Here is a 22,850-nt window from a genome sequence, read left to right on the forward strand (position 1 = left end):
ACAGGCGCATTTTTTTGAATTAGCCCTGTCTTCCTCCTGCCGGCACAATGCCGTTGTTTTTAATCAGAAAAACTAGATCCCGATTACTTGAATGTCTGCCATGCGTTCTGAAAGTCGTCTTCAGCGGCTGTTGCCAGCCCCCCTGAACATCCCTCCCAAACAAGGCTTGCGTGCCTCTATCGGTGCGTTGCTCGGCCTGTTCCTCGCCGGCTGGCTGACCAGCCTGGCCTATGGGCCGGGCATTGCCCTGCACCTGCTCGGCCCGTTGGCGGCCTCGGCAGTGCTGGTGTTCGCCGTGCATTCCGGGCCCTTGGCACAGCCGTGGCCAGTGCTCGGCAGCTATGCCTTGGCCGGTGCAGTCGGTCTGGCCCTGCGCCAGGGGTTTGGCCCAGAGCTCTGGGTAGCGGCCGTTGCCTTGGGGCTTTCGATCCTGGTGATGTGCCTGCTGCGTTGCCTGCATCCGCCGGGAGGTGGGGTGGCGGTGAGCGCGGTCCTGGCCGACCCGGGCCTGACGGCCATGGGCGATCACCTGCTCGAACCGGTACTGCTCAACGTGCTGATCCTGGTGGCCGTGGCCGTGATCTACAACCGGCTCACCGGTGTGCAGTACCCGAAAGCCGGGGCGCCGCGCAAGGACATGCACCACACCCACGACCCGCTGCCCAGCGAGCGCGTGGGCATCAGTGGCGCTGACCTGGACCAGGCCCTGGAAGAGTTGGGTGAGTTTGTCGATGTCACCCGCGACGAACTGGAGCGCATCATTCTTGCCACGGAACAGCACGCGCTGCAGCGTAGCCTGGGCGGCATCACTGCCGGCGCGGTCATGTCCCGCGACGTGCAGTTCGCTACGCCGGACACACCCTTGGAGCAGGCCTGGACAATGCTCGCTGACCATCACCTGAAAACCTTGCCGGTGCTGCAGCAGGGCAAGCTGGTGGGCATTGTCAGCCTCAGTGACCTGGCGGGCGCGGCCATGCAGCGTGGCCAATTCAGCTGGCGTGGCCTGTTCGGTCGCAAGGCCGTGCGCATGGAGCAGGTGATGAGCCGGCGGGTGGTCAGCGTCAGCAGCCAGCACCCGCTGGAGCGCCTGTTGCCGCTGCTGTGCGAGCAGGGTTTGCACTGCCTGCCGGTGCTCGACGGCGAGCAATTGGTTGGCGTGGTCACCCAGACCGACCTGATCGCCGGCCTCAAGCGCCAGTTGCTCAGTGCGGCCGGCAATACCTCAGATAGCCGGGTCCCAGCGTTGTGACCAGTCGCTGGCGCCGGCTGCCAACTGCCGGCGCAGCACCGTGAAGGCCTGCTGCAGGGCTTCGCTGTCGCGTTTGCGCGAGTAGACCAGGTAGGTCGGGTAGGTAAATTCCGGCGCCTGTGGCACCCGCTCGAACACACCACTCTCCAGGTAGGCCTGGACCACGCGGGTGCGGAAGTAGCCGCTGCCACCTTGTTCGAGGATGAACTGCAGGGCCAACGGCCCGAGGTTGAAACTCAGCGCCGGGCGTGCGCAGTCGGGCAGGGCGGCGTCATGTTGGCGGCGGAAGGCTTCGCCCCAGTCAATGTAGATATAGGGCTCGGGTTGCGCGACCCGGCGCACGCGGATCAGCTTTTCCTCCATCAGTTGCTCCACCTGCAGCCCCGGGCCGTAGGTCGGCTGGTAGACCAGTGCGGCGTCGAGCAGGCCCATCTCCACCTTGTGCAGCAACGACTCGCCATCGCTCACCTCGCTGCGGATGGCATGGCTGGGCAGCTCGCGGTACAAGGCGCCGACCCAGTCGAGCAGCATCGGGTTGCCCAGGCTCACCTCCGCGCCCACATGCAGCACCTGCCGGCAGCCTGCGGGCAGCGGCAGGTCGCGGCGTGCCGCTTCCCAGGTCTGTACCAGCTGGTTGGCATAGCTGACGAAGGCTTCGCCGTCACTGGTCAGGCTGGCGCCGTTGCGGCTGCGCACAAAGAGCTGGCAGCCCAGTTGCTGCTCCAGGCGCTGCACACGGGCGGTGATCGCGGTCTGCGAAACGAAGAGGCGTTCGGCAGCGGCGACCAGGCTGCCGCAACGTACGATTTCCAGGAAGGTTCGGGCCTGATCGATGTCCATGAGCTGCTCTGTGGCGGGAGTGGCGGCCTATTCTAAAGGCTTGGCACCGTTGTGGGGCATTTCTGTCAGGTCTGCAAATTTGCAGGTCCGTTGTGACTTTAGTCCCATGGCGGCCCCGGTGTGGCAGGCCATACTCACTATCCGCCCTTCAATAACAACAAGTACCGGGTTTTCATCGACATGACCTACCAGCACAGCTACGCCCAATCCATTGCCGACCCTGCGGCTTTCTGGGCCGAACAGGCCAAAGCCCTGGCCTGGTATCGGCAACCCTCGCAGACCTTGCAGAACAACCCTGACGGTACCCACCGCTGGTTCGCCGACGGTCGCCTGAACAGCTGTTACCTGGCCCTGGACCGGCAGATCGAACTGGGCCGGGGTGAGCAGCTGGCGCTGATCTACGACTCCCCCGTGACCGGTGTGCAACAGACCTTCACCTACCACCAGCTGCGCGACGAAGTGGCGCGCCTGGCCGGCCTGCTGCGGCAGTTGGGCGTGGGCCAGGGCGACGGGGTGATCATCTACATGCCGATGGTGCCGCAGGCCGCCATGGCCATGCTCGCCTGTGCGCGAATCGGCGCGGTGCATTCGGTGGTGTTCGGTGGCTTTGCCGCCAACGAGCTGGCGCTGCGCATCGATGATGCCCGGCCCACGCTGGTGCTCACCGCGTCCTGTGGCCTGGAGTTCGACCGGGTAATCGAATACAAGCCGCTGGTCGACCGCGCCCTGCAGCTGGCCCGCCATCAGCCCCGTAATGTGCTGGTGCTGCAACGGCCCCAGGCCCGTGCGCAGTTGCTGGCAGGCCGTGACCTGGACTGGCAGCAGGCCTTGGCCGGTGCCGAGCCGGTGGCGCCCGTCGAGCTGGAGGCCGGCGCCCCGCTGTACATCATGTACACCTCCGGTACCACCGGCAAACCCAAGGGCATCGTCCGCGAAAATGGTGGCAACGCGGTCGCGCTTTGCTATGCGATGCGTCATATCTATGGCATGCAGGCCGGGGATGTATGGTGGGGCATTTCCGATGTCGGCTGGGTGGTTGGCCATTCGCTGATCGTCTACGGGCCACTGATGAGCGGTTGCACCACGGTGTTCTACGAGGGCAAGCCGATCCGCACGCCGGACGCCTCGGCGTACTGGCGGGTGGTCGAGCAGTACCAGGTCAATGCCTTGTTCTGCGCGCCGACGGCCATGCGGGCGATCCGCAAGGAAGACCCGGAAGGCGAGCTGATCCGCAAGCATGACCTGAGCTCGTTGCGCCAGCTGTTCCTGGCCGGGGAAAAACTCGATTCCAGTACGCACCAGTGGCTGGAGCAAGTCACCGGCAAACCGGTGCACGACCACTGGTGGCAGACCGAGACTGGCTGGCCGGTCACCGCGCCTTGCGTGGGGCTGGAAGGCAGTGCGGCGCGGCCGGGTTCGAGCAACCGTGCGGTGCCGGGTTATCACGTGCGCGTGCTGGATGACGACGGGCATCTGCTGGGGCCCGACCAACAGGGCTCCATCGTCATTGCCCTGCCACTGCCGCCCGGGTGCAGCCAGACCTTGTGGGGCGACCATGAACGTTACCTGCAAGCCTACCTGCAGACCTACCCTGGCTATTACCACACGGGTGACGGCGGTTACCTCGATGAGGAGGGCTTCGTCTACATCATGGGCCGCACCGACGACGTGATAAACGTCTCCGGGCATCGGCTGTCCACGGGGGAGATGGAAGACCTGGTCGCCCGTCACCCGGCGGTGGCCGAGTGTGCGGTGATCGGTGTGCATGACGAGATCAAGGGCCAGGTGCCGCTGGCGCTGGTGGTGCTCAAGGATGGCGAGGGCATAGCCGAAGCGCAGTTGCTGGTGGAATTGGTCGGCAGGGTGCGTGAGGAAATCGGCGCGCTGGCGTGTTTCAACCGGGTGCGCCTGGTGAAGCGCTTGCCCAAGACCCGTTCGGGGAAAATCCTGCGGGCGGTACTGCGCAAGATTGCCGATGGGCAGGCTTATGTACCGCCTTCGACCCTGGATGACCCGGCGGTGCTGGGGGAGATCGAGGCGGTGCTGGCGGATTTGCCCAGGGCTGGCTGATGCGGTGACACCTCAGGCCCTCTCGCGGCTAAAGCCGCGAAGAGGCCAGATCAGGCCATACCGCTTTCGGGCCCGATCGGGTGCAACTGCCCCAACCGGCTGCGGGTACGCATCAGGTCGGCCAGCGGCCCGCCGAGGCTTTGTTCCAGTGGCCGGCGCCCGATCACGGTCACCTGCCGATCCTGGTCATAAAGCACGTCCACCAGGTTGACGAAGCGCTGCTGCGCCGCCAGCGAACACGCCGACAGATCATCCAGCCCATCGATGATCCACTCGTCGTACTGTGCGGCCAGCACCAGGTAGTCGATCACCGCTGTGGCCTTCTCGCACAGGTCCTCGAAGGCCAGCATCACGCGTCGGCCATCGATGGCCAAGGCGCGCAGCGGGCGCGTGTTCACTTGCAGCACCACGGGTTGCTCAGCGGGTAGGTCAAGCGCCCGGCGTTGCGCCGCATCACCCGGCCACACATAGTGCCCTTGGGTAAAGCGCTGCTGCTCGCGGTTGGCTGGCAGGCTGCGGAAGTCCGTGTCGCCGCCCACTTCGAGCACCTCCATCGAACCGTTGATCAGGCGGATCACCGGCAGGAAGCGTTCGTGGTACAGCGGGTTGGGCAACAGCCCTTCAGGCGCGTAGTTGGAGGTCACCAACAGGAAGATACCGCGGGCGAACAAGGCGTTGAACAGTCGGGTGAGCAGCATGGCATCGCCGATGTCATGCACGTGAAACTCATCGAAGCACAGCACTTGGCAGCCGCCCAGCAGCTCATCCAGGGTGGCGCCCAACGCATCGTCCAGCAGGCGGTGCTGGTGCATGCCTTGGTGCAGGCGGGCAAAAAAGTCGTGGAAGTGCAGGCGCCGCTTGGCCGCTACCGGTACCGCCTGGAAAAAGCCATCGAGCAGCCAGCTCTTGCCACGGCCGACCGGGCCGTACAGATACAGGCTGCGAGGCTGGCCTCCCTCCAGCAGACGCGCAATCTGCGCGGCCATGCTGTCGATGACCCGGCGCTGGCCATCGCTGAGCTGATAGCCGCGGCTGGCGGCCTTGTCTTCGAACCAGCTGAGCAATTCGCTCTGTTGAGGCGCGGCAGTGCGCAGGCGCTGGCTGAGCTGGCGCAAGGGTGCAGGGATCCAGGCGGGCAAGGTGAAGCCTCCTTGGGCAAATGCGGGGCTGCGCGCAGCTTGCCCGAGGCGAGCGGTTTTGACCAATACAAAAAGTGCCAGGCATCTATCGCCTGGCACGATGTGTTCAGGCCTTGCGCTCCAGCTGGCGCTCGATCATGTACTTCACGGCCAACCGGCGCTCCTTCAGGTGTCGCAGGTCTTCGTCGACGAAGTTGCCGGCCGAGATCGATTCGGCGGCCAGCACCTGGTTGTCGATATCCACATACTCGTCGAGCAGCCGGTCCAGGGTCTTGTCCTGCTGGCGCCGCTGCTGGACGATTTCGCGGGGGTAGTGCAGGTCCTGGTAAAGGTCGTGGGAAACGGGCATGGGGTCCTCCTTGGTCGGTTCAATTCACTTAACTGATTGGAAGGGAGGAATGCGATTGCGTTGAAGCGCAGCGGTATAAATACGACGAATGGTTGCCAGAGCGACCCGCAGAATCGGCTCGTGAACACTAACTTGCTGTTTTAAGGCATTTTTTTTCACAAAGGGGGTTTACAGGCTCAATCTATGTGGTAAAGTGCCGCGCATTCCAAGACAACAACCCGGTTGTCACTTAGCTGGAATTGTCAGGTCAGCGTCAGCTGCATCCGATACAGGGGCGTCGCCAAGCGGTAAGGCAGCAGGTTTTGATCCTGCCATGCGTTGGTTCGAATCCAGCCGCCCCTGCCATTTTTCTCTTCAGTTGGAAAATTTCTCAATCAGTGCAGACGACCGTCAGCGCTGGTTTTGTCGTTTCTGTTCCCTGCACCGGCCCCTTCGCGGCGGTTCGACGCCTCGATAAACCCGCTGCCACAGGTACCGCGCTGCGTTCAAGGGCGGGGATATCACTGTGGGGGAGGTTATCGAGGCGTCGAACCGCCGCGAAGAGGCCGGTGCAGGAAAACGACTCTAACCGGGTGCGCGCAGCAGTTCATTCAACATCCTGGCCAGTTCATCGGCCTGCACCGGCTTCTGCATCACCAGGCTCCCCGGTAATTCCAGCCCTTGCAGTTCCGCATACCCGGTCAGGAACACCACCGGCAATTGCGGATAGCGGTCGCGTGCCGCCATGGCCAGTTGCCCGCCATTGAATTCGGGCATGGCAAAGTCGGTCAGTAGCAGGTCGATATCGTCGTCCAGCAAGGCCAGCGCCTGCTCCCCGCTGTGCGCTTGGCGCACCTGGTAGCCGTACTGGCGCAGCACGTCACCGAGCAGGTCGCGCACCAGGTGATCGTCATCCACCAGCAGCACCGTGCGGTCCCTGCCACTGTCGTCGATGGTCAGTGCGGCGATCGGCGCGACGGGATCGATGGCCACCTCCTGCTTCACTGCCGGCAAGTACACCGCCACCAGAGTGCCATGCCCAGGCTCGGTATCGATGCGCACACCGCCACCGGACTGCTTGGCGAAGCCGAACACCTGGGCCAGGCCCAGGCCAGAGCCCTTGCCGATGTCCTTGGTGGTGAAGAACGGCTCGAACACCTTGGCCAGCACCTCTTCGTTCATGCCACAGCCGGTGTCGCGAATGCTCAGCATCACGTACTCGCCGGGCTCCGGGTCTTCCGGGCGCTGCGGGCTGGCGCTGATGCGTGTGTTGCGGGTCGACAGGGTCAACTGGCCACCTTCAGGCATGGCGTCGCGGGCGTTGATCGCCAGGTTGAGGATGATCATCTCGGTCTGGGTCGGGTCGGTCAGCGCCTGCCACAGGCTATGGTCCAGGTCCAGGCGCACGCGGATATTGCCGCCGAGGGTGCGGCGCAGCAGTTCTTCCAGGCCGGTAAGGGTGCGGTTCAGGTTCAGCGGCACCGGCTCCAGGCGCTGGCGACGGGAGAACGCGAGCAGTTGCGAGGTCAGCTTGGCGCCGCGGTCACCGGCTTCGCGGATATGCGTGAGGCGGCTGCGGGCCTTGGCCAGGTCCCCCTTGGCCAGGTCGCGCTCCAGGAAGCTGGCGCCGGTGAGGATGACCGTGAGCAGGTTGTTGAAATCGTGGGCGACCCCGGCAGTGAGCTGGCCGACGGCCTCCAGCCGCTGCATTTGCTGCAGTGCCGCCTCGATGCGTTCGCGCTCGGCGATCTGTTCGCGCAGGCGGTTGTTGGCTTCGGCCAGGCCCAGGGCGGTTTCCCGTTCGCTGGTGATGTCCCGCGCGACCACGTAGAGCAGGGTATCTTCCGGTACCACGACCCAGGACAGCCAGCGCAACTGGCCGCCCGCGTGCTGGATGCGGCCGACGAAGCGCGCACTGGTGCGGCCATGGGCGAGGGCGGCCAGTTCGGTCAGCAGCGCTTCCTGATCCGCCTCAGGCAGCAGGTGCAGCAGCGAAGCCTGGCTCAGACGCTCGCGGGAAAAGCCCAGGCTGGCCTCCCAGGCCGGGTTGAGGGCCACCGGGGTCAGGTCCTTGTTGAGCACGGCGAGCAAGTCCTGCGACAGCTCCCAGGCGCGGTCGCGCTCACGGGTACGGCGCTCGACCCGTTCGCCGAGCATCTCGTTGAGCTGCTTGAGTGCCAGGGTCGCCTGGCGTTGGGTATGGATGTCCTGCAATACACCGGTAAACCGCGTGCACTGGCCATCGACGAACTGGCACTGGCCGCTGCTGAGCAGCCAGCGCGGTTCCAGGCCATGAGGTTGGGCAATGCGGAACTCGACCCGGTACAGGCCGTCGCTGTCCGGGCGCATGGCCTGCTCGACGGCCTCGCGCACCTTGGCGCGGTCGTCGGGGTAGATGCCGGCGTAGAACACCTCAAGGCTCATCTCGGTCTCGGCCGGCAGGCCGAAGAGGGTCTTGCAGCGCACGTCCCACACCAGGTGGCCTTGTTGGGGCCGGAAGTCCCAGGTGCCCATGCCGGCGGCATCGATGGCAATGCGCGCGCGTGCCTCGACATCAGCCAGGGCTTCCTCGGCACGGCGCCGGCGCTGGCGTTCCTGCACTTCGGACAAGGCCCTGCGCACGGCCTTGGGCAACAGCGGCAGGTTCTTCTTCAGCACATAATCGGTGGCGCCCAGGCGAATCATCTCGACCGCATGCTCTTCGCCATAGATGCCCGAGAGGAAGATGAACGGCGTGTCTGGCGCCAGGCGCTGGGCGATGGCCAGCACTTCGGTACCGGACGACCCGGGCAGTACGCAGTCGCACAGGATCAGGTCGAAACTGCCTTCAAGCAGGGCGTGCTCGACCCCGACATGGTCGAAAACCAGCTGCGATTGCACCTGCAATCCGCTGCGCTCCAGGCGCATCAGGGTCAGCTCGGCGTCCATCGAGCTGTCTTCGACCATCAGCAACTTGAGTGGTGTGGGCAACATCTCTGCGGGGGCCTCAGTGGCTGCCACGGCGGTTCAGGCGCAGCGAACCGGGAGGCGGTTCGTTGAGCACCGCCCAGAACACGCCAAGGTCGGAAATCGCCGCGACGAACTCCTTGAACTCCACGGGCTTGACCACATAGGCGTTGACCCCAAGCTCGTAGGCGCGCAGCAGGTCGGGCTCTTCCCGCGAGGAGGTCAGCATCACCGTGGGGATGCTGCGCAGCTCGGGCGTGCTACGCACCACCTTGAGCACTTCCAGGCCGTCGACTTTCGGCAGCTTGAGGTCCAGCAGCAGGACGGCCGGGTTGCCGTCGGCACGCTCGTGGTAAGTGTTGCGGCGCAACAGGTAGTCGAGGGCATCGGCGCCGTCGCGCAGGACGATCACTTCGTTGGCCAGCTGGCTGCGTTCCAGGGCCAGGAGCGTCAGCTCCAGGTCCCGGGGGTTGTCTTCGACCAGCAAGATTGGTTTGAGCATGGTGATACGGGTACCTCAGGTGGTTGCCGGGTGACGGGGCAGGGTGAAGTAGAAGCAGGCACCCTGGTCGACATGGCCTTCGGCCCAGACTCGCCCGTCATGACGCTCGATGATCCGCCGCACGCTGGCCAGGCCGATCCCGGTGCCTTCGAAGTCTTCCATGCGGTGCAGGCGCTGGAACACCCCGAACAGCTTGTTGGCGTAGGCCATATCGAAGCCTACACCATTGTCGCGGATGTAGATCTGCGTCTCGTCGTGGTTTTGCTCGGATCCGATGGTGATGTGGGCGGGTTCACGGCCACGGGTGTACTTGATGGCGTTGGCGATCAGGTTGTGCAAGGCCAGGTTGATGAACGCCGGGTCGGCGATGACCTTGGGCAGCGGCGCGATATCCCAGACGATTTCGCGGCCTGCATAGTCCGGGGCCAGGTCCTGGCGGATGGCGTCGACCAGCGCATTGAGGTCGACATCCGACAGGCGCAGGGCCGAGCGGCCCATCTGCGAGAAATTGAGCAGGTTGTCGACCAGGCTGCCGGCAAAGCGCGCGGCTTCCTCGATGTGCTGCAGGAAGCGTTTACCGCGCTCGCTCAGGCCCTGGCCCTCGATCTCGCCGAGCAGCTCGGTGTAGCCGGCGATGTGGCGCAACGGGGCGCGCAGGTCATGGGACACACTGTAGGAGAAGGCTTCGAGTTCCTTGTTCGAGCGGCGCAGCTCGTTGGCCAGTTGCGCCAGCTCCTCGGCTTTGCGCAGCACGATACCCAGCACTGCCGTGCGCAATTCGAGCACGCCTTCGATGACCAGCGATTCCCAGGGGGCGCTGTAGCCGCTGATCTGTTCTCGCCAGCGCTCGAAACTGTGCCGCGGGTTGAGCGTACCCTGGGCATCGATCTGCTTGTCGGGGCGCCCGGCCCAGTCAACGGTACGCACCTGCTCGGGGCGGAACCATAGCAGGTAGTGCGAGTGGATCTGCGAGATGGCCACGGCCAGCACGCCGCCGGCATAGGCGGCCAGTTCTGGCAGTTCATCGATGTCACGGCGCAGGTTGTCGCTGTGGAATACCGTTTCTTCGCCGCGCTGTTCCAGCCAGTGCACCAGGGCCGTGACCTGCGCCGCAGGCGGGGTCTGGCCGATCAGCTCGCAGCGCTCGGCGGAGATGATCGCCGCGCCGCTGGCGCCAGCGAATGCCAGCAGCACCTCGGGCAAGTCGCACAGGCCATCGCTGACGCTGTCGTGGTCGGCCATCGACGAGATCATGCGCACGATGTGCTGGCGCAGCTCCAGCAAGTGGCGGGTCTTGGCGTGCGATTCGCGGCTTTCGATCTGCAGCGACAGCACGCTGGCCAGCAGTTCGCAGGCCGTGCGGGTGCGAAACTCGACCGCGCGCGGCTGGGCGTGGTGGCAGGAGATCAGGCCCCAGAGCTGGCCATCGACCACGATCGACAATGACATCGAAGCCAGGGTGCCCATGTTGCGCATGTACTGCAGGTGCACCGGCGACACGCTGCGCAGGGCGGCGAAGCTCATGTCCAGGGGCTTGCCAGTGCGCGGGTTGTTCGCCGGCAGGAGGGGGGAGGCGCGGTAGTTGGCATCTTCGATCACGCGGATGCGATTGACCCGGTACAGGTCGCGGGCCTGGCGCGGGATGTCCGTCGCGGGGAAGCGCAGGCCAAGGTAACTCGGGTAACCGGCGTCGGCCAGTTCGGCGAGCACGTGGCCATTGCCCTCGGCGTCGAAGCGGTAGGCCAGGACCCGACCGAAGCCGGTGATGCGCTTGACTTGCATCACGCATTGCTGGAGCAGCTCTTCGAGGCTGTCGGCGTTGTGCAGGCTGCTGACGAACCCGCGCACCAGTGGGTAGTAGTCGCCCTGGTCGGTCACGTCCGCAGGCAGGCGGAAGGGTTCGAACTCGGCGATCAGCACCTGGTCGTGACGGTGGGTCAGCAGGCGCAGTGTGTCGCTGCACGGCGCGCCCTCGCGCAAGCGCACATCGCCGATGTGGAACGGGAACGCTTCGTCGTCCGGCAGGCGTTCGAGCTGGGCGCGGAGGTCGAAGCGCTCGCTGACCAAGTCAGCGAAGGTACAGCCGATCAGCTCCCTGGCCGGTACACCCAACCAGCGCTCGATGTTCTCGCTGGCCTGGAGGATACGCAGGTCGTGTTCATCCAGCACCAGCAGAAAGCCGTGCGGCTGGATACTGCCGGGCACCTGGATCGGCTCTTCGGCGCAGCGCTCCACGGCGGCGTCGAGCGCTTTGTCTGCAGTCATTGGTGGAAACGCTCCTGTGAAGTTCTTCCATGCATGCCGCCGGCAACGGACGCTGGCGGTTGGCTACCGGCCACCCTAGCAGAATGCCGATCGCTTTGTCGGCCCATGGCCATTGGAGGCATGGGATGGCCCGGGGTTCGCCGGGGTTGGGAAATTTCTTGCTGGCCCCCTACCGCTTTGGCGTTAGCACAAAAGAATGGCACCCAGCCATCACGGTTCTGCCACCTGCTGCTACGCTCAGAATCACACGATAGAAACAAGGAACATCCAGTGACGGAACGCTTTCTGGCCGCGCTGTTTGGCCTGTTGTTGAGCGGCAGTGCCGTAGCGGCGGACTTCCTGGTCGAGGTGCGGGTACTGGTGCAGCGCGGCTGCATGCTGATTACCCAGCAGCGTGACGCGGGCGCCCAGGCCCTGGGTCGGATCGACCTGGGTGCTGCCGCACGCCTGGACGGCCCGGATGCGCCATTGAGTGGCGTATTGCTCAGCCAGCGCCCGCCACGGCTCGAGTGCAACCCTGACACAGCTTACCAAGTGCGCGTCGACGGTGGCCAGCATGGCGGCGTCGGCGAGCTGCGCTTTCTCGCCAGCGACGACACCAAGGCCAGACCGATCCCCTATCGGCTGTTCCGTGATGCCGCCTGGCGCGAGCCGGTGGTTGTCGGTGAAGCGCATGCCGCGCGTGTGCCGGATACCGGGTCGGTCGAGCTGCCGCTCTACGCCCGCATCGACAAGCTGGCCTGGGTGCCCCGCGCCGGCCAGTACGCCGACCGGCTCAAAGTCACGGTCACCTGGTAGCGAGGCACCGGCACATGTTGAACCGTACTTCGATCCTGCTGCTCAGCCTTGGCCCATTGCTGTTGCCCAGTGGCGGGGCACATGGCACCACCACAGGGTTCATCCAGGCGCGGCTGGTGATCAGCGCTGCCTGCCAGATCAACAGCGGTGACCAGCCGCCAGCCACGCTGGGCAATCCAGGCCTGATGGATTTCGGCGAGCGCGGCCCGAACTGGGACACGCCGCTGCGCAGTCGGGTCGACGAGGCGGGTGGCGAGGGCAGTTTGCGGATCAGTTGCACGCCAGAGGTGCGGGCGTTCAATGTGCGCATCAACGGTGGCCTCAATGGCGACGATGGCGTCCGTCGTCTCAGCAATGGCCGAGAAATGATCCCCTATCAACTGGCAGTCGACCCGGGTGGCAACAGCCGCTACGGCATCGGCCAGGCCCGTGCCTTTACCGTCAGCAGTTCCGAGCAGATCCCTATTCCCATCTACGGTGTGGTAGTGGCGCAGCCGCGCGCACTGCCGGCTGGGCTGTACCGCGACACCCTGAGAGTGACCCTGGACTGGTAAACGACGCAAGGAGACTCCGATGCGCACGACTTTTTCCCGTTGCATGCTCGCCGGCCTCGGCCTGGCCATGGCAGCTCACACCCAGGCCGCTACGGTGACCGGGACCATCTCCTCGACCCTGACCCTGACCTCGGCGTGCCAGGTCAACGGCGCTGGCGGTACCTCGGGGCTGAACTTCGGTACCCTGAACTTTGGCACCCAGGAAGCCCTGTTCACCACCGCCAATGCCCAGGTGCTGGGCGGTGGCGGTGGCGCCATGAGCATCCTCTGCTCGGCCGGCACAGTGCCGGCGATCCGTGTGCGTGCCGGGTCACATGATGGCCAGTCGACCGGCGGCACGCGTGCGCTGGCTGACGGCGCTGGCAATTTCGTGCCCTACGACTTCTACACCGATGCCGGGCGCACCACGCTGCTGGCCATCGACGGCACCATCACCTTGCCGACCAGCACTGGCGTGGCGCAGACCGTCAACCTGTATGGCCAGGCGCGGGGCAAGGCGGGCCTTCCTGCCGGGACGTACACCGACACCGTGGCAGTCGAGTTGTCGTTCTGAACCATGCTCAGCGCCATGCGTTACTGGCTCACGGGTTGCCTGACGGGGCTCGGCATGTGGCTGCCCGTGCCCCTGGATGCCGCAACCAGCAGTACCTTCCAGGTCAGCGCGCAGGTCGTTGCCGGCTGCCTGGTGGTGGGCGGGGTGACCAGCTACGGCGCGCTCGATTACGGCACCCAGTCGGCACTGTCCACCGGCCTTCTCAGTACTTCGCTGGGCGGTGCCACGGTGACCTTCCAGTGCACCCCGGGGGTGACCATGAGCATGAGCCTGGACGGCGGCCAGAACAGCACCAGTGGTACGCGCAACCTCAAGCGTTCGGGCGGCACCCAGGTGCTGGCCTACCAGTTGTACCGGGACGCGGCCTACAGCCAGGTCCTGGGCATCGGCCAGAGCGTGACGGTGAGTTACACCGACGCCACGGCCATCAAGTTGCCGGTGTATGGCCGTACCCAGTTGCCCGGCACTTTGCCGGCCGGGACCTACACCGATGTGGTGCAAGTGTCGGTGACCTGGTGAGCACACCAGCACCCAAGAAAAAAGACCAAGGAGAGTGGCATGGGGGGAGGCGCGAAGTGGGCGCAAGGTGCGGTCGGTCTGTTGCTGTTGGCGAGCCTGCCGGCAGGGGCGGCCACCTCGGTGCTGATCTGGCCGATCGACCCGGTGCTGGAGGCTGACCAGAAGGCCGGCGCCCTGTGGCTGGAGAATCGCGGCACGGCGCCGGCCAGCCTGCAGGTACGGGTGTTCGCCTGGCGCCAGGGTGACTATCAGGAGCAGTTCCAGGCCCAGCGCGAGATCATCGGCAGCCCGCCGGTGGCCACTATCGCCCCCGGGCAAAAGCAGCTGATCCGCCTGACCCGCACGGGCAGTTCGCCGGCCGGCCAGGAGCAGGCCTACCGCATCATCATCGATGAGATCCCCTCGCCGATGCCCACCGACACTGCCAGCCAGGGCACCACCGCAGCGATCCGCCTGCAGATGCGCTATTCGGTGCCGTTGTTCGTCTATGGCGAAGGCTTGTGGGGCAAGCCCGACCCGCAAGGCAAGCGCAACGCCGACAGCGTCGGCAAGCCGCAGCTCAGCTGGCGCGCGGTGACGGTGCAGGGCAAACCCTATGTGGAAATGCGCAATACCGGCCCGGTGCATGCGCGCCTGACCGATGTGGTGGTGCAGCAGGGTGGTCAGGGCAAACCCTTGGCCGAGGGCCTGCTTGGCTATGTGCTGCCCGGTGCCAGCATGCGCTGGCCGGCGCCAGTGGTGCCGAACGCGGGCAGCGTGATCAAGGGGAGGGTGAACGGCCAGGAGGTGGCCGAAGCGATCCGGCAAGGGCAATGAGCCCGCTGAATGAGCGGCAAGCGCCATGGAGGACGTGGCAATGGTCGGAATCCGTGTGTGAAATGGCTGTCGCGGGCTTCGCGCCGCTGGTGCCTGGGGCTGACCTTGTTCGGCCCCTGGCTGGCGCTGGCAGACGACCTGCCACCCCCGCCCAGCGAAACCATGGCCGTTGCCGACGCTACGCTGTACCTCGACTTGCTGGTGAACCAGATGCCCAGGGCTGAGCTGGTGGCCGTGCAGCAACGTGCCGGGCGCCTTTACCTGGACAGCGATGTGCTGCGCAACCTGGGCATTCAGCTGCCGGGCGATCCGCAGGGTGAAATTTCGCTGGACGATGTGCCGGGCCTGCACAGCGATTACGACAGCCAGAACCAGCGCCTGCTGCTGCAGGTGCCGCCGGCCTGGCTGCCGGACCAGCAGGTCGGTGATCGCGGGCTGTACCCGGCCACCGAGGCGCGCAGCAGCTTCGGCGCCTTGTTCAACTACGACCTGTACCTCAATGACACCGACGATGGCGGTTCCTACCTGGCTGCCTGGAACGAGCTGCGCGTGTTCGACAGCTGGGGCACGTTCTCGACCACCGGCCAGTGGCGCCAGTCGTTCAATGGTGCGCAGAGCGATGCCAATCGCCAGGGCTTTCTGCGCTATGACACCACCTGGCGGTTCACCGATGAACAGCGCCTGCTCACGTACGAAGCCGGTGACTTCGTGAGCGGCGCCTTGCCCTGGACCAGTTCGGTGCGGGTGGGGGGCGTGCAGCTGTCGCGTGACTTTGGCGCCCGCCCGGATCTGGTGACTTACCCGTTGCCGGCCTTTGCTGGTGAAGCCGCGGTGCCGACCTCGCTGGACCTGTTCATCAATGGCTACAAGTCCAGCACCACCGAATTGCAGCCAGGCCCCTACACCCTGACCAACGTGCCGTTCATCAACGGTGCCGGCGAGGCCGTGGTGGTGACCACCGATGCCCTGGGCCGGCAGGTGTCCACAACCTTGCCGTTCTATGTCACCAGCAGCCTGCTGCAGAAAGGCCTGTCGGACTTCTCCGTGGCCGCCGGCAGCCTGCGCCGCGACTACGCCGTGGAAGATTTCAGCTACGGTACCGGCGTTGCCTCGGCCAGCCTGCGCCATGGCCTCAGCGACAGCTTCACCCTGGAAACCCATGTTGAAACCGCGCAATCACTGCTGCTCGGCGGCCTGGGCGGCAACATGCGCCTGGGTAACTTCGGCGTGCTCAATGCCGCCTTGGCACAGAGCCAGTTCGAGGGCGAGAAGGGCCACCAGGTCGCCCTCGGCTACCAGTACAACAGCCAGCGCTTGGGCTTCAATTACCAGCGCCTGCAGCGCCATGGCGAGTATTCGGACCTGACCCGGGTCGACACCCCTGACATGCAACTGAGCCAGCGCAGCGAGCAGGTGACCCTGAGCGTCAACCTCGACCAGTACGGCAGCCTCGGCGCCGGCTATTTCGATGTCCGTGCCGGCGACGACACGCGCACCCGGCTGATCAACCTGAGCTGGAGCAAGCCGCTGTGGGGCAACAGCAGCCTGTACCTGTCGGCCAACCGCGAGGTCGGCGACAGCAACTGGGCGGTGCAGGCGCAGGTGGTGGTGCCGTTTGATTTCGGCGGCACCCTGGCGGTGGGTACTGAACGCAGCAAGGATGGCGAGCGCCTGCAACGGGTCAATTACAGCCGCGCCGTGCCGGTGGGCGGCGGCGTCGGCTACAACCTCGGCTATGCCAGCGGCAGCGACCGCGATGCCTATCGCCAGGCTGACGTCACCTGGCGCCTGCAATCGGTGCAATTGCAGGCCGGCGTTTACGGCAGCAGCGGTGAGATGACCCGCTGGGCGGACGCCAGTGGTTCGCTGGTGTGGATGGATTCCGGCGCATACGCCGCCAACCGCATCGATGATGCCTTCGTGGTGGTCAGCACCAATGGCTACGCCGATGTGCCGGTGCGTTACGAGAACCAGGAAATCGGCCGCACCGACCGTAGCGGCCACCTGCTGGTGCCGTACAGCAGCGGCTACTACCGCGGCAAGTACGAAATCGACCCGATGAACCTGCCGCCCGACGTGCTGGCCGCCGAGGTCGAGCAGCGGGTGGCGGTGCGCCGTGGCAGCGGCTACCTGCTGGAGTTCCCGCTCAAGCGCGTGCTGGCGGCGAGCATCGAGCTGCTCGACGTCAATCAGCAACCGCTGAAGCTCGGCAGCAAGGTCAGCCATCAGGAAAGCGGCAGCCAGGCTGTGGTGGGCTGGGACGGGCTGGTGTACCTGGAGAACCTGTCGCCGCACAACCGCCTGCAGGTGACGGTGGAAGGAGGAGGGCAGTGCCAGGTGGAATTCGATTTGCCCGATTCGCCAGGCAGTGTTCCGCTGATCGGCCCACTGGTGTGCCGATGAAGCGGCTGTTGTGTGCCTTGATGCTGTTGCCGGCAGGTTCGGCCTGGGCGCTGTGCTCGTCGGTGGCCACCACGCCGGCGGCGTTCGGCACGATCAACTCGACCCTGGTACGTACCACGATACAGAGCGCATCGAGCACCAATTCCGGGCTGCAATGCACCGGTTCGCTGCTGAGCCTGCTCAGTGCCAGCGACCATTTCTATGCGACCATCACCTCGTCCACCAGTGGGCTGGTTGGCCCAACGGGGGACGTCATTGCGTACACCCTGTATGCAGACAACAGCACCAGCTATCCGATTACCCGCGGTGTCGCTTTCGATTTCGCCCGAAATGGCATCCTCGATCTACTGGGCTTGTTGAATGGCACCACGCCCAAGGCGGTGCCGCTTTACATGAAGACCCTGGTCGGCAGCAATGTCGCGGCGGGGTTGTACCAGGAAACCCTGACCATTGCCTGGAGCTGGAACTACTGCTCCGGGATCGGTGCCGGCAGCCTCTGCCTGGGGCGGGATATCGGCTCCGGCACCCAGACGATGACCGTCAACCTGACGGTGAGCAACGACTGCCAGATCACCACCCCCACTATCAGCTTCGGCAGCGCCCCGGTGGTGGCCGGGTTTGGCACCGTGAGCCAGAGCGTGAGCCTGTCGTGCACCAAGGGCAGTGCCTATACGGTGGGCTTGAATGATGGGGAGAATGTGTCCGGCGGGCGGCGGCGGATGAAGTCCTCGGCGGGCAACTACCTGGCCTATGACATCTTCAAGAGCGCAGGCACCGTGCGCTGGGGCTCGCTGACCACCGCCCGGCGAGCGAGCAGCGATGCCGATGTGAACCCCGGTAACGGTACCGGGACCGGAAGCCAGGTATTCAACTACAACGCCAAGGTCTACACCGACCAGGCCACACCGCCAGCGGCGAGCTACGTCGACAATGTGATCCTGGATGTGCAGTTCTGACGGGATAAGCCTGGTCTGGCTTCTTCGCGGGTTTACCCGCGAAGAAGCTGATCCTGCTCAGCGTAAATCGTCGATCATCGTCAGCAACGTCTCCAGCACCGCCCCGGCCAACGCCTTGGACCGCGCCCCCGACCACTCGGCCACCGGCTCCGGCGCATCATCATGGTCCTTGAATGGCATCTCGAGGGTCAGCGACAGGCAGTCATACGCCATCCCCACGGCATTGCACGCCAGCGTGGTATTCGCCTGCCCCGGCTCGTCCCGCGTGTAGCCATGCACCGTCTGGAAGTCCCTGGTCACGCTGCACAAGGTCGTACGGAACTGCTCTTCCAGCTTGGCCAACCGCGGCGTGTACCCCGGGTTACCCTCGCAGGCCGCCGTGAACACGTGGGGGATTTCCTCATCCCCATGCACATCGATGAACGCATCCACCCCATACTGCTTCATCTGTGCCTGGGCAAAGAACACCTCCGGGCTGAGCTCGACACTGGCATCCTGCCAGGCGCGGTTCAGGTCCTTGCCTTTGAAGTTGGTCCGCAAGTGGCCGAGGAAAGCACCGTCCGGGTTCATGTTCGGGATCAGGTACAGGTCGGCCTTTGCCAGCAATTGCTGAACGGTCGGGTCATTGGCTTGCAGCCGGTCGATCACCCCTTCCATGAACCACTCGGCCATGTGCTCGCCCGGGTGTTGCTGGGCAATCAGCCACAGCTTGCGCTTGCCTGCCGCGCCATTGCTGGCGCGCAGCAGTGGGATATCCCGGCCTTGCACGCTGCGGCCGTGCGCCAGCAGTTCGACGCCAGGGATCTGCTGCGCCCGTTCGATCAGCTGGTTGTGGCGGGCACGCGGGTAAGGTTCGAAGTAGGCGAACCAGACCTGCGCATGTTCGGCCTTGAGTTCGAACGACAACGCCTTGCCATCGAACTGGCTTGGCACGCGGAACCAGCGCTGCTGGTCGTAGGAGGCCACGGCGTTGTAGCCGCTCCAGGCGTTCTTGTAGGAAGACTCGCTGGCGTTGTCCAGGCTGAAGCGGTGGACCTGGCCCACGGTGAGGCCGCTGACCTTGAAGTGAAACCACTGGAAGTGGCCGCTGTTCGTGTCCGGGCGGATGGCCAGGTGCACCTGGGCCGGGTTGCTGGCATCCAGGACCTGGATGTTGCCGGAGTCGAAATCGCAGTCGATTTGCAGGGGGGACAGCGTCACGGTCATGGGCGGGCTCCTTGGGATTTGTTGTGGGGGGTACTGTACACCGCTTGAGGGTGGGGCGTGTGAGGAGAAGGGCTGGATCGCTTCTCTTGATCGCGATCAGTAGTTGCTTTGTAACTTGAGTAACCAAGTCTGAATTGGCTGAGGAACACCAGAGATTTCATGCTGCTCAGCTGCTGAATGCCGCGATTTCTTTGCTGATCAGTGAATTGCGAGGTTTGGAGTTTATGGCGGGAATCAAGCTCGAGAAACGCCAGTGCTGGAAAATTCCTACAAATCTTTGGGGATTTTCCTTCAATGATTCAGCTTGTGCATCTTGCATTGATGGCTAATTATTAGTGCGTCGCAATGACGCGGCACTCAATGGAGAAATTGAAATGAAAGAAGTTAAAATGGAGTCTCGTAAGCTGGCCAATCTGGCTCACCTGGTCAAAAAGGCCTGATTAGGCTTTTAGGCTGATAACTAGGCGCAGAGCCGGCCTGCGCTTAGTCAGCCAGTGGAGGAATTGATGATCAGTGAAGATTGTTTTTTTATAGTGCTCGGCTCATCCCTCATTTGCTGGGATTTCAAGGCGCATAAGCAGTATGAGTTGTCAGCTGCTCATGCTCGGCGCTTGATTTTTTTAATTTACAATCAGGATTGCATTGATCAGAGCTGCAAAGTTGATCAGGAGTTGATTCGCGCAGGGCTCGTGAAAACTACTCAAGAGCAATCGGACTATTGGGGGTGGGACGTACTGTCCAGAATTTTTCACTTCGGCACGAAGAATATTCCCCTGGACGATATACCTCAAGATGAGGAGGAGTGGGCGAAGCTGTATTTGGAACATTGTGACGGTGCATGGGCGAAACTGCTGCCTATAGATTACGCGCAAGATGGAGGTGAAGCGGGTGTCTTGCTACCTTGGAAGACGTGTGAAGGGAAACTCGAGCAAATTCTGTGTCGTCGCTCGACTACCAGAGAATTTATTGATGTACCACTTCGGCTAGAGATACTAGCGAAAATTTTGCAGTTTACATTGGGGTTTGTAGATGATCGCGAAGTTTCGGAGGCTAGTGGGTTGCCTGATTCCCTCCGAAAGCGCCGGTGCAGCCCATCCGGCGGGGGGCTGAATTCAACTGAAGGCTATGTGCTGGTGAGAAATGTCGAAGGGCTTGACGAAGGTATCTATTACTATGATGCCTCCAGTCATCGATTGCTTCTCAAATCTACTGGCGTGCCGTCAGTGGGGCAGATGCTATCGGGGCAGCATTTTGCGAATAATCTGTCTGCAGGCGTATTTTTCACGTCCAGATTCGATAAGTTATGGTGGAAGTATGAGCATTCGCGCGCTTATCGAAATGCACTACTGGAAGTGGGGCACATCGCTCAGACGTTTCAGATTATCTGTACTTCCCTTGGCTTGGGGACCTGGCTCACAGGGGCACTGTGCGAACAGGATATAGAGCCTTTCCTAAAGTTGAAAAATGCCCACGAGCAGGTGCTTTTCTTTGTGGGTTGTGGGTACACCAGTGGTGAGGCCACACCTCAAAGCTTGAGGATGCTGACACGCTAGGGGCGTCGCTTGGATGAGCCAACAGAAAGAAGTAAGTCGTGCCGTCATGGTATTCGATACGTGGGATAGCACCAGTTCCGTTCGTGCTCGTCCTTATGCATATGAACTCTCCGGACAGGATTTTCTACGGGCAGATCCGAGCTTATGGTTTCCCGCGGCTTTAATGCCGCTTATGGGGTGTCCGGGAATAGAAAGTTTACCTCTTCAGAAGGTTCGCAAGCTGCATGTCAGTCATTTGCTGTATTTTCTGGACTATACGACAGAACTTGAGATGACTATCGTCAACAAGGCGGTCAACTGCATGGTGCATGGCGAGTTATCTATACATTTTTCGGTGGGTGAGCGTTGTGCGGTCTTAAAGCTATATGCTGATGAAGGCTATCATGCCCTGTTTTCCAAGGATTTGGCTGAGCAAATTGCTGGTTACCATAGGCTGGAAAGATTTCGCTCTGTTCGCTTAAAACATTTGAGCAGGTTTTTGGCTCGCTGTTCCGGTAAGTGGGAAGAACTTGCCTTATTTGTGATGGCGTTCATTTCTGAGACTGTTATAACACGTGAGCTATCGCTCTTAGGGCAGGATGACTTGAACGTGCCTGTTTTCAGCATGCTGAGAGACCATTTGCATGATGAGGCCAAGCATTCAGTTTTTTTTGCCGACTGCTTTGTCAAATTGTGGGGGCAGGCGTCGGCCGCCGAAAGGGACTTTGTTGTAAATGCATTGTTAGTGGTGGTGCGCATTTTTTGCCGTCCAGATATTTCATTTATAAGTTTTCAGGCAAAAGATACAACGCTTTGTCGTGAGCGTGTAGTGAATCATCTTAGGCAAAACTGGCGTCGTAGGGTTGCCTCTACTTTGCAATTGACTCTGAAAGCTGTAAGGCGTACCGATCTGCTCTCGAATGCATCCTACTTTCGCCAATTGAAAAATGAGGGGTGGCTCGATGAATAGACGAAACGCTTCGCAGTCCACTCACTGTTATATTTTATTGCTCCTCCTCATCAGTCTTCTGGGCGTGTTTCCGCTCGATGTGATTTTGCCCTCTGTGCCTTTGTTGGCCCGGGATTTTGGTGTCGATGCGCAGTACATTGCATACTCGATCAGCCTGTTCGCTGTCGGTGTCGCCATTTCGCAAACCATCATTGGTCCTCTTTCTGACCGAATGGGGCGAAAGCGTCTGCTGATAGCTGGTCTAGTGGTTTCCGTAGCGGGTGCGCTCGGGTGCATCCTCGCAACAAGTTACGGAGGTTTCATGTTGTTCCGTCTTCTACAGGCGGTGGGATGCGGGTGCTTCGTGCTTAGCCAGGCCCTGGTGCAGGATAAGTTCAGCGGCCATCAGCGCAATGCGATGCGTATCCTGATGACCAGTGCAAGTGGCTTGTTTATTTCTTTGTCGCCGCTTGCAGGCAGCGTGCTCCAGCAGTATTTCGGGTGGGCAGGCAGCTTTCAGGCCTTTGTGGTGCTAGCCGTTGTTGTGCTGCTGCTTTGCTTGAAATTGCTGCAAGAGAAACCGACAGCAAATAGCAGTGCAGGCGTATTAAATAGCTATCCGGTTTTGTTCAAGGACCGCGCTTTTCTCGTCAGCTCGCTATTTTCATGCTTGGCATTCGCCTGCCATTTTTCATTTGTAGTCGTCTCCCCATTGCTGCTCATCGAACAGCTGGGCCTGACGGAGTTCGCCTTCTCCATGGTCTTTCTCGGATATGGGCTGGCGTACATGATCGGCGGATTCATTGCCAGCTGGCTGAATTGCCGCATGGGGATGCAGGCGCAGGTTGGTTGGGGATTTGCACTCATCGGTCTGGCTGGGGTTGCTCTATGTCTGGTTGTTACCATGCATGAGCTTGGAGTTTTCAGCCTTCTGTTTCCATTGGTGCTCTGTACCATCGGTACAACCATCGTTCGGCCAGCTGCAACAACCCATGCATTGGGCCGGCACCCAGAGCGGGCAGGTGCAGCAGCCTCACTCAACAATACGATGCTGTTTGCATTCGGTGGCGGCGTCAGCATGCTGGTGGCTTCGATCAGCAGCAGCTTGCCGATGAGTCTGGCGCTGGGCTTTATTGCTTCCAGCTTTGCAGGCTGGTATTTGCTCGTCTATCTGCAAGGTTTGGAGCGTAAAGCGCAGATGGCTGCGGCCCCAGCGGGTATGTAA

19 protein-coding genes and 1 tRNA gene are annotated in these 22,850 nt (G+C 62.6%); 13 read left to right on the forward strand and 7 right to left on the reverse strand.

Going from position 1 to position 22,850, the window contains the following annotated elements; all coding sequences use genetic code 11:
* The first annotated feature begins 91 nt into the window (after window positions 1-91).
* Entirely contained in the window at window positions 92-1,249 is a 1,158-nt protein-coding gene (locus tag HU738_RS02855; RefSeq protein ID WP_186600912.1) for an HPP family protein, read from the forward strand.
* Here HU738_RS02855 and HU738_RS02860 read toward each other — a convergent pair.
* Window positions 1,223-2,089, reverse strand: a complete 867-nt coding sequence (locus tag HU738_RS02860; RefSeq protein ID WP_186600913.1) for a LysR family transcriptional regulator — start codon at window positions 2,087-2,089, stop codon at window positions 1,223-1,225. The two genes, HU738_RS02855 and HU738_RS02860, sit on opposite strands and share 27 nt — an antisense overlap.
* Before the next feature lie 180 nt (window positions 2,090-2,269).
* Between HU738_RS02860 and HU738_RS02865 the strand changes: the two genes are divergently transcribed.
* Window positions 2,270-4,159, forward strand: a complete 1,890-nt coding sequence (locus HU738_RS02865; RefSeq protein WP_186601151.1) for a propionyl-CoA synthetase — start codon at window positions 2,270-2,272, stop codon at window positions 4,157-4,159.
* 50 nt (window positions 4,160-4,209) lie between these two features.
* On the opposite strand, the gene zapE is transcribed toward HU738_RS02865, so the two are convergent.
* Together zapE and HU738_RS02875 are read right to left on the reverse strand one after the other, a co-directional pair.
* Window positions 4,210-5,298, reverse strand: coding sequence for a cell division protein ZapE (gene zapE, locus HU738_RS02870; protein WP_186600914.1), 1,089 nt, complete (start codon window positions 5,296-5,298; stop codon window positions 4,210-4,212).
* A gap of 106 nt (window positions 5,299-5,404) precedes the next feature.
* Entirely contained in the window at window positions 5,405-5,647 is a 243-nt protein-coding gene (locus tag HU738_RS02875) for a hypothetical protein (protein ID WP_176507476.1), read from the reverse strand.
* A gap of 270 nt (window positions 5,648-5,917) precedes the next feature.
* Between HU738_RS02875 and HU738_RS02880 the strand changes: the two genes are divergently transcribed.
* Window positions 5,918-5,992, forward strand: a tRNA-Gln gene (locus tag HU738_RS02880).
* 219 nt (window positions 5,993-6,211) lie between these two features.
* Here HU738_RS02880 and HU738_RS02885 read toward each other — a convergent pair.
* From HU738_RS02885 to HU738_RS02895, 3 genes are read right to left on the reverse strand one after another with little or no spacing between them, the layout of a single operon-like run.
* On the reverse strand, window positions 6,212-8,599 hold the full coding sequence (locus tag HU738_RS02885; RefSeq protein WP_186600915.1) for a hybrid sensor histidine kinase/response regulator: 2,388 nt from the start codon (window positions 8,597-8,599) through the stop codon (window positions 6,212-6,214).
* Between the two features lie 13 nt (window positions 8,600-8,612).
* Window positions 8,613-9,074 (reverse strand): response regulator, encoded by a 462-nt coding sequence (locus tag HU738_RS02890; protein ID WP_186600916.1) that lies wholly within the window; start codon window positions 9,072-9,074, stop codon window positions 8,613-8,615.
* Between the two features lie 15 nt (window positions 9,075-9,089).
* Window positions 9,090-11,339: an ATP-binding protein gene (locus HU738_RS02895; RefSeq protein ID WP_186600917.1), complete on the reverse strand. Its 2,250-nt coding sequence runs from the start codon at window positions 11,337-11,339 to the stop codon at window positions 9,090-9,092.
* 270 nt (window positions 11,340-11,609) lie between these two features.
* Between HU738_RS02895 and HU738_RS02900 the strand changes: the two genes are divergently transcribed.
* The 7 genes from HU738_RS02900 to HU738_RS02930 all read left to right on the forward strand — a co-directional run bounded on the left by HU738_RS02900 (window position 11,610) and on the right by HU738_RS02930 (window position 17,938).
* On the forward strand, window positions 11,610-12,137 hold the full coding sequence (locus HU738_RS02900) for a Csu type fimbrial protein (RefSeq protein WP_054886266.1): 528 nt from the start codon (window positions 11,610-11,612) through the stop codon (window positions 12,135-12,137).
* A 17-nt stretch (window positions 12,138-12,154) separates the two neighbouring features.
* A complete protein-coding gene (locus HU738_RS02905; protein WP_186601152.1) occupies window positions 12,155-12,691 on the forward strand; it encodes a Csu type fimbrial protein in 537 nt (178 codons plus the stop codon).
* Between the two features lie 19 nt (window positions 12,692-12,710).
* Entirely contained in the window at window positions 12,711-13,244 is a 534-nt protein-coding gene (locus tag HU738_RS02910; RefSeq protein WP_054886267.1) for a Csu type fimbrial protein, read from the forward strand.
* A gap of 15 nt (window positions 13,245-13,259) precedes the next feature.
* A complete protein-coding gene (locus HU738_RS02915; RefSeq protein WP_186600918.1) occupies window positions 13,260-13,763 on the forward strand; it encodes a Csu type fimbrial protein in 504 nt (167 codons plus the stop codon).
* A 39-nt stretch (window positions 13,764-13,802) separates the two neighbouring features.
* Complete coding sequence (locus HU738_RS02920; protein WP_186600919.1) at window positions 13,803-14,579, forward strand: fimbrial biogenesis chaperone; 777 nt, start codon at window positions 13,803-13,805, stop codon at window positions 14,577-14,579.
* A gap of 162 nt (window positions 14,580-14,741) precedes the next feature.
* Window positions 14,742-16,982, forward strand: a complete 2,241-nt coding sequence (locus tag HU738_RS02925) for a fimbria/pilus outer membrane usher protein (protein ID WP_225923393.1) — start codon at window positions 14,742-14,744, stop codon at window positions 16,980-16,982.
* Window positions 16,979-17,938 (forward strand): Csu type fimbrial protein, encoded by a 960-nt coding sequence (locus tag HU738_RS02930; protein WP_186600921.1) that lies wholly within the window; start codon window positions 16,979-16,981, stop codon window positions 17,936-17,938. Before HU738_RS02925 ends, HU738_RS02930 begins: the two co-directional genes overlap by 4 nt.
* A 57-nt stretch (window positions 17,939-17,995) precedes the next feature.
* On the opposite strand, the gene HU738_RS02935 is transcribed toward HU738_RS02930, so the two are convergent.
* Complete coding sequence (locus HU738_RS02935) at window positions 17,996-19,144, reverse strand: M14 family metallopeptidase (RefSeq protein WP_186600922.1); 1,149 nt, start codon at window positions 19,142-19,144, stop codon at window positions 17,996-17,998.
* 506 nt (window positions 19,145-19,650) lie between these two features.
* Between HU738_RS02935 and HU738_RS02940 the strand changes: the two genes are divergently transcribed.
* Genes HU738_RS02940 through HU738_RS02950 form a run of 3 tightly spaced genes read left to right on the forward strand, consistent with a single transcriptional unit; the run spans window position 19,651 to window position 22,850 of the window.
* Window positions 19,651-20,697, forward strand: a complete 1,047-nt coding sequence (locus HU738_RS02940; protein WP_186600923.1) for a SagB family peptide dehydrogenase — start codon at window positions 19,651-19,653, stop codon at window positions 20,695-20,697.
* Window positions 20,698-20,710: 13 nt separating this feature from the next.
* The gene (locus HU738_RS02945) at window positions 20,711-21,646 is read left to right on the forward strand and encodes a diiron oxygenase (RefSeq protein WP_186600924.1); all 936 of its coding nucleotides are present in this window, start codon (window positions 20,711-20,713) and stop codon (window positions 21,644-21,646) included.
* Window positions 21,639-22,850 carry an MFS transporter gene (locus HU738_RS02950; protein ID WP_186600925.1) on the forward strand — a complete coding sequence of 404 codons (1,212 nt, stop codon included), beginning with the start codon at window positions 21,639-21,641 and terminating at the stop codon, window positions 22,848-22,850. The genes HU738_RS02945 and HU738_RS02950 overlap by 8 nt, the downstream gene beginning before the upstream one ends.

Origin of the sequence: Pseudomonas vlassakiae (assembly GCF_014269035.2) — a bacterium.
In the GTDB taxonomy this organism is placed as follows: domain Bacteria; phylum Pseudomonadota; class Gammaproteobacteria; order Pseudomonadales; family Pseudomonadaceae; genus Aquipseudomonas; species Aquipseudomonas vlassakiae.

Excerpts from the sequence above, each read along its gene's own strand:
- HU738_RS02915 (WP_186600918.1), top strand. The coding sequence starts at position 13,260 with ATGCGTTACTGGCTCACGGGTTGCCTGACGGGGCTCGGCATGTGGCTG.
- HU738_RS02925 (WP_225923393.1), top strand. The coding sequence starts at position 14,742 with ATGGCCGTTGCCGACGCTACGCTGTACCTCGACTTGCTGGTGAACCAG.
- HU738_RS02860 (WP_186600913.1), bottom strand. The coding sequence starts at position 2,089 with ATGGACATCGATCAGGCCCGAACCTTCCTGGAAATCGTACGTTGCGGC.
- HU738_RS02910 (WP_054886267.1), top strand. The coding sequence starts at position 12,711 with ATGCGCACGACTTTTTCCCGTTGCATGCTCGCCGGCCTCGGCCTGGCC.
- HU738_RS02875 (WP_176507476.1), bottom strand. The coding sequence starts at position 5,647 with ATGCCCGTTTCCCACGACCTTTACCAGGACCTGCACTACCCCCGCGAA.
- HU738_RS02865 (WP_186601151.1), top strand. The coding sequence starts at position 2,270 with ATGACCTACCAGCACAGCTACGCCCAATCCATTGCCGACCCTGCGGCT.
- HU738_RS02940 (WP_186600923.1), top strand. The coding sequence starts at position 19,651 with ATGATCAGTGAAGATTGTTTTTTTATAGTGCTCGGCTCATCCCTCATT.
- HU738_RS02885 (WP_186600915.1), bottom strand. The coding sequence starts at position 8,599 with ATGTTGCCCACACCACTCAAGTTGCTGATGGTCGAAGACAGCTCGATG.
- HU738_RS02945 (WP_186600924.1), top strand. The coding sequence starts at position 20,711 with ATGAGCCAACAGAAAGAAGTAAGTCGTGCCGTCATGGTATTCGATACG.
- HU738_RS02930 (WP_186600921.1), top strand. The coding sequence starts at position 16,979 with ATGAAGCGGCTGTTGTGTGCCTTGATGCTGTTGCCGGCAGGTTCGGCC.
- HU738_RS02855 (WP_186600912.1), top strand. The coding sequence starts at position 92 with ATGTCTGCCATGCGTTCTGAAAGTCGTCTTCAGCGGCTGTTGCCAGCC.
- HU738_RS02895 (WP_186600917.1), bottom strand. The coding sequence starts at position 11,339 with ATGACTGCAGACAAAGCGCTCGACGCCGCCGTGGAGCGCTGCGCCGAA.
- HU738_RS02950 (WP_186600925.1), top strand. The coding sequence starts at position 21,639 with ATGAATAGACGAAACGCTTCGCAGTCCACTCACTGTTATATTTTATTG.
- HU738_RS02920 (WP_186600919.1), top strand. The coding sequence starts at position 13,803 with ATGGGGGGAGGCGCGAAGTGGGCGCAAGGTGCGGTCGGTCTGTTGCTG.
- HU738_RS02890 (WP_186600916.1), bottom strand. The coding sequence starts at position 9,074 with ATGCTCAAACCAATCTTGCTGGTCGAAGACAACCCCCGGGACCTGGAG.
- HU738_RS02935 (WP_186600922.1), bottom strand. The coding sequence starts at position 19,144 with ATGACCGTGACGCTGTCCCCCCTGCAAATCGACTGCGATTTCGACTCC.